This window comes from Streptomyces sp. NPDC054961, assembly GCF_053609145.1.
Genome location: NZ_JBSGWY010000006.1, coordinates 220,130 through 225,163, shown reverse-complemented (window position 1 = coordinate 225,163; position 5,034 = coordinate 220,130). Strand labels below are relative to the sequence as shown.

The following is a 5,034-nucleotide window of genomic DNA, read 5'->3' as shown; positions in this document are numbered from 1 at the left end:
CCCTTGTGTGGGCGCGGGGGCCCGCCCCCCGGGTCAGCCGGGGCGTGGCGCCCCCCCCTGGCAGGCCCCTCTCGGGGTGTGGGGGGCGGGGCGCCGGAAGGCGCCCGTCCCCTCACCGCGTATTGCATGATGACCGGGTGAGTGTCCTCCCCCTGGTCTTCACCAGCGGCTGGGCCAGTGGGATCAACGCGTACGCCGTGGTCCTCCTGCTCGGCATCTTCGGCGCGACCGGCGTCAGCGACGAGGTCCCCGCCTCCCTGCAACGCACCGACGTGCTGATCGTCGCCGCGGTGCTGTTCCTCTGCGAGGCCGTGGCCGACAAGATCCCGTACGTGGATTCGGTCTGGGACACCGCGCACACCGTGATCCGCCCCCTGGCCGGAGCGGTGGTCGGCGCGCTGCTGGCCGGGCAGAGCGGTTCGCTCTCGGACATCGCCGCCGGCGCCGTGGGCGGCTCCACCGCGCTGGCCAGCCATTTCGTCAAGGCCGGCACCCGCATGGCGATCAACACCTCGCCCGAACCGTTCAGCAACGTCATCATGAGCACGGCCGAGGACCTCGGCGTGGCCGGGATCGTCACCTTCGCGATGTTCAACCCGCAGGCCGCCGCGATCATCTGCGCGGTGCTGCTGGCCGCCGGACTCGCCCTGCTGATCTACCTCTGGACCCGGATCCGCCGCTTCCTGCGCCGCCGGGCCCAGCGCCGCGAGGAGAAGCGCCTCGCCGCCGAGGTGGCCCGCACCGCTCGATAGGCTCAGCCGCATGGCACGTATTGCGGTGATCGGCGCCGGGATGGGCGCGATGGCGACGGCGGCCCGGCTGGCCGTGGCGGGGCACCGGGTGACGGTGTACGAGCGGGGGACGACGTACGGCGGCGCCGTCGGCCGGTTCGAGCGGGACGGCTTCGCCTTCGACACCGGCCCCGGGCTGGTGCACCTGCCCGCCGTCTACCGCGACCTCTTCGTCAAGACCGGGAAGCGTCCGCTGGAGGAGTGCGCCGAGCTGGTCCAGGTCGACCCGGCCGTCCGGCACGTCCTCGCCGACGGCCGCGGCGTCACCCTCCCCGGCGGCTCGCACGGAGGCGCCGCCGCCGTCCTCGACGAGGCCTTCGGACCGGGCGCCGGCGACCGCTGGAGCGCGGTCCTGGGCCGCGCCCGGGACGCCTGGGACGCCACCCGCCGCCCCTTGCTCGAGGAGCCCCTGCGGCCCGACTGGCAGGTGCTGGGCCGTGACCCCTACCCCGCCCTGCGCGGGAGCGGACTGCTGCGCCGCCGCCCGCCGACCCTGGCCGAGGTGGCCGCGCGCGAGCTCGGCGGCGACGGGCTGGGCGAGCTGCTGACGGCGCGCGTGCGGGCGTACGGAATCGATCCGGCGACCGCGCCCGCCTCGGCGGCCGTGCTGCCCTACATGGAGCAGACCTTCGGCAGCTGGTACGTGCGCGGCGGGATCCGGGAGCTGGCCACGGCCGTGTACGAGCGGTGCCTGGAGCGGAAGGTCGGGTTCGAGTTCGGCGCCGGGGCCGAGGAGGTGCTCGTCCGCGAGGGCCGGGCGGCCGGGCTGCTGCTGGCCGGGGGCGCCGTGGCGGAGGCCGACTCCGTCGTCTGCGGGGTGGACCCGCGCCGGCTGGGCGTGGAGTCGGCGCCGGGGGCCGTACCGGCCCGGGGACCGGGGGCCACCAGTCGGTACACGCTGTTCCTCGCGCTGCGCGGGCCCCGCCCCGCCGACGCCGCGCACCGGACCCTGGTCCACTCCCCCGGCACGCTGCTGACCGTGCTGCGACCCGACGATCCCGCCACCCGGCCGGACGCGGACCACGAGGCCGTCACCGTGAGCGCGGTGTGCGCGCAGGGGGCCGGGCCCGATCCGCAGCAGCTGCTGGACCTCGCCGCGCGGGCCGTTCCCGACCTGGGCGAGCGCTTGCTGTGGTGGCGCTCGCAGAGCCCGGCCGACGTGGAGGCGGCCACGGGCGCGCTGGGCGGCGCGGTGCCCGCTCCGGCCCTCGCGGGGGCCGGCGGCTCCGGACTCTACCCCGCCAACACGGCGGCTCTGCCGGGCCTGTACCTGGCCGGCGGCTGGGCGCACCCCGGCGGCGGGCTGGCGCACGCCGGGATGACGGGGGCGCTGGTGGCCGGACTGATCGTGGAAGGCGCGGAGTTCCGCGGTTCGCAGTAGGAGCGGCCGCCCGCGGGCCGGGCCGGGCGGCCCGGCTCAGGCCGTCCCGTTCGGCCCGGCAAGATCCGGAAGAGACGGCCGTGGCCCTAGTAGCGGTACTGGTCGTACTCGCTCGTGCCCTGGTACGGGTACTGCTGCTGCTCCTCGGCCGGGTAGCCCGGCACGGCCCCCTCGGTGGAGCGCTGCTGGGGGACCCAGACCCCGCCGGGCGGGGTGTCCATGGAGTACTGCTGCTGCGAGGCCGCGTACGGGTCGTGGGCGTAGCCCCCGTAGGAGCCGGGCTGGGTGTACTCGTACGGCTGCTGCGGGGCCACGGCTCCGCCGGTGCCGATGTACGGGTCCGAGTACGCGGCGTAGACCTGCTGTTCGCCGGGGGCCGGGTAGCCGGTGGTGTAGTCGTAGCCGCCCTGGCCCTGCGGGTCGTAGGAGGCCGCGTACTGGTGGGAGTCCTGCTCGCCCGCGCCGAACGGCGCGGCGAAGGAGGCGGTCTCGAAGCTCTGGACCCCGTAGGAGCCGGTGTCCTCGTCCGCCTGCCGCGCGGCGTAGAACTGCTGGTCCCCGGTGTGCCCCTGCGCGGCGGCGGTGAACTCGGCGCCGGCGAACTCCTCTTCGGCGAACGCTCCGGATTCCTCGGCCGCCGGCTCGGCCGCCGACTCGGGGCCGTACTCCAGGGCCGTCACCCGCAGGGCCGGCTCCGGACGCGGCCCGCCCGCGGCCCGGCGGCGCCGGCTCTGCTGCGGAGCGGCCTCGGCGGCCGCGGTCTTGCCGCGGCGCAGCGCCCAGCCGGCCACGAAGCCCTTGCGGAAGGAGAGGGTCACGAGCGTCTGGCCGGTCGCGAAGGCGAGCGCGCCGGCGGCGATGACGAGCACGGACGGCAGGACGACGCCCGCGACCACGCCCAGGAAGCCCGCGAAAGCGAGCAGGCGCCAGCGCAGCCGGGCCTTGTACTGCATCAGGACCTCGGCAAGCAGCCACAGCGCGACGAAACCGAACGCGATGTAGAGGACCGTCATTCCCATGCATGGCCCCTCTCGGTGCGGCCGCACACGGATACGGCCGATCAGGCCCGCTGGTGCAGGCCCAGGTTCTCGTAGATCTCGAGAGTCGCCGTGGAATTGTTCAGCGTGATGAAGTGCAGTCCCGGGACACCCTCGGACAGCAGCCGCGCGCAGAACTCCGTGGCGAACTCGATGCCAATGGAGCGTACAGCGGCCGGATCGTCCTTGACGGCGAGCATGCGCTCTTTCACGGCCACGGGGAAGACCGCGGTACTGAGTTGCGGAAGCCGGTCGAGCTGCTTGATGCCCACAACAGGCATGACTTCGGGGATGATCGGGGTCTCGCAGCCCGCCTTTCCGACGCTGTCGCGCATCCTCAGATAATTCTCCGGGTCGAAGAACATCTGGGTGATCGCGTAGTCGGCGCCCGCACGGCACTTGTCCACGAAGTGCCGGATGTCCGTGTCCCAGTCCTCCGAGCGCGGGTGCATCTCGGGGAAGGCCGCGACGCCGACGCAGAAGTCGCCGGACTCCTTGAGCAGGCGCACGAGGTCGGCGGCGTAGTGCACGCCCTCGGGGTGGGCGACCCACGGGCCCATCGGGTCGCCCGGCGGGTCTCCGCGCAGCGCGAGCATGTTGCGGATGCCGGCGTCGGCGAACTGGCCGATGACGTGGCGCAGCTCGGCGACGGAGTGGTCCACGGCGGTGAGGTGCGCGACGGGGGTCAGCGTGGTGTCCGCGGCGATCTGCTCGGTGGCCCGCACGGTCCCGCCGCGGGTGGAGCCGCCGGCCCCGTAGGTGACGGAGACGAAGCTGGGGGCCACCGCCTCGATCCGGCGCAGGGCGTTCCAGAGGTTGCGCTCGCCCTTCTCGGTCTTGGGTGCCCAGAACTCGAAGGAGTACGAGCGCCCGGACGCGAGGAGGTCTCGGACCGTGTGTGCACGATCCGACCAGGTGGAAGCGGTACCAAGGGCCATACCGGCAGGTTAGACGCGCGCCGGGGGACACCGAAGCCCTGTCCATCCCTTGGACGCGAAAATGAGACGACTGCCGCCCGGAAGGGGCGGCGGGCCGACGGGGCGGGTGGGGCCGGGCGGGACGGCTAGCCGAGGCGGGCGCGGACCCGGTGGGCGAGGTCGGCGGCGGCCGCACCGGGGTCGGAGGCCTCGGTGAGGGCCCGGACGACCACGACGCGCGAGGCTCCGGCGTCCAGCACCTCGTCGAGGTTCGAGGCGTCGATCCCGCCGATGGCGAACCACGGCCGGTCCTGCGCGAGTGAGGCCGCGTGGCGGACCAGCCCGAGTCCGGGGGCGTGGCGGCCGGGCTTGGTGGGGGTGGGCCAGCAGGGGCCGGTGCAGAAGTAGTCGACGCCGGGCTGGGCGGCGGCCGCGTCGACCTCGGCCTCGGAGTGGCAGGAGCGTCCGATGAGGACCTCCCGGCCGAGGACGGCGCGGGCGGCGGGCACCGGGATGTCCCCCTGGCCGAGGTGGAGCACGTCGGAGGCGATGGCGTGCGCGACGTCGGCGCGGTCGTTGACGGCGAGCAGCTTGCCGTGGCGGCGGGCCGCGTCGGCGAACACCTGGAGGTGCTCGAGCTCCTCACCGGCCTCCATCCCCTTGTCGCGGAGCTGGACGATGTCCACCCCGCCGGCGAGGACGGCGTCCAGGAACTCCGGGAGGTCCCCCTGCCGCTTGCGGGCGTCCGTGCACAGGTAGAGCCGGGCGTCGGACAACTGGGCGGCGATGGCGGACATGGGTACCCCCGGATGGTGTGTCTCGTGCGTACGTACGCGGTGTGCGGGCCCCCGCCCCGGCCCGCCCCCCCCCGCCCGCGCGGCGCCCCCGACAGCAACGGACATCGCGTA

At 74.5% G+C, this 5,034-nt stretch carries 5 protein-coding genes; 2 read left to right on the top strand and 3 right to left on the bottom strand.

Annotated features, from left to right (window positions below; translation table 11 throughout):
- The first annotated feature begins 137 nt into the window (after window positions 1-137).
- Both ACWF9Z_RS09300 and ACWF9Z_RS09295 read left to right on the top strand, forming a co-directional pair.
- Window positions 138-752, top strand: a complete 615-nt coding sequence (locus tag ACWF9Z_RS09300) for a DUF4126 domain-containing protein (RefSeq protein WP_453599303.1) — start codon at window positions 138-140, stop codon at window positions 750-752.
- 10 nt (window positions 753-762) lie between these two features.
- A complete protein-coding gene (locus ACWF9Z_RS09295; RefSeq protein WP_453599300.1) occupies window positions 763-2,172 on the top strand; it encodes a phytoene desaturase family protein in 1,410 nt (469 codons plus the stop codon).
- A gap of 86 nt (window positions 2,173-2,258) precedes the next feature.
- Here the strand turns inward: ACWF9Z_RS09295 and ACWF9Z_RS09290 are convergent, their stop codons facing one another.
- The 3 genes from ACWF9Z_RS09290 to thiE form a co-directional block, all read right to left on the bottom strand.
- Window positions 2,259-3,191, bottom strand: a complete 933-nt coding sequence (locus ACWF9Z_RS09290) for a hypothetical protein (RefSeq protein ID WP_453599298.1) — start codon at window positions 3,189-3,191, stop codon at window positions 2,259-2,261.
- A gap of 41 nt (window positions 3,192-3,232) precedes the next feature.
- On the bottom strand, window positions 3,233-4,147 hold the full coding sequence (gene metF, locus ACWF9Z_RS09285) for a methylenetetrahydrofolate reductase [NAD(P)H] (RefSeq protein ID WP_453599295.1): 915 nt from the start codon (window positions 4,145-4,147) through the stop codon (window positions 3,233-3,235).
- 125 nt (window positions 4,148-4,272) lie between these two features.
- Window positions 4,273-4,923 carry a thiamine phosphate synthase gene (gene thiE / locus ACWF9Z_RS09280; protein WP_453599292.1) on the bottom strand — a complete coding sequence of 217 codons (651 nt, stop codon included), beginning with the start codon at window positions 4,921-4,923 and terminating at the stop codon, window positions 4,273-4,275.
- Window positions 4,924-5,034 lie beyond the last annotated feature (111 nt).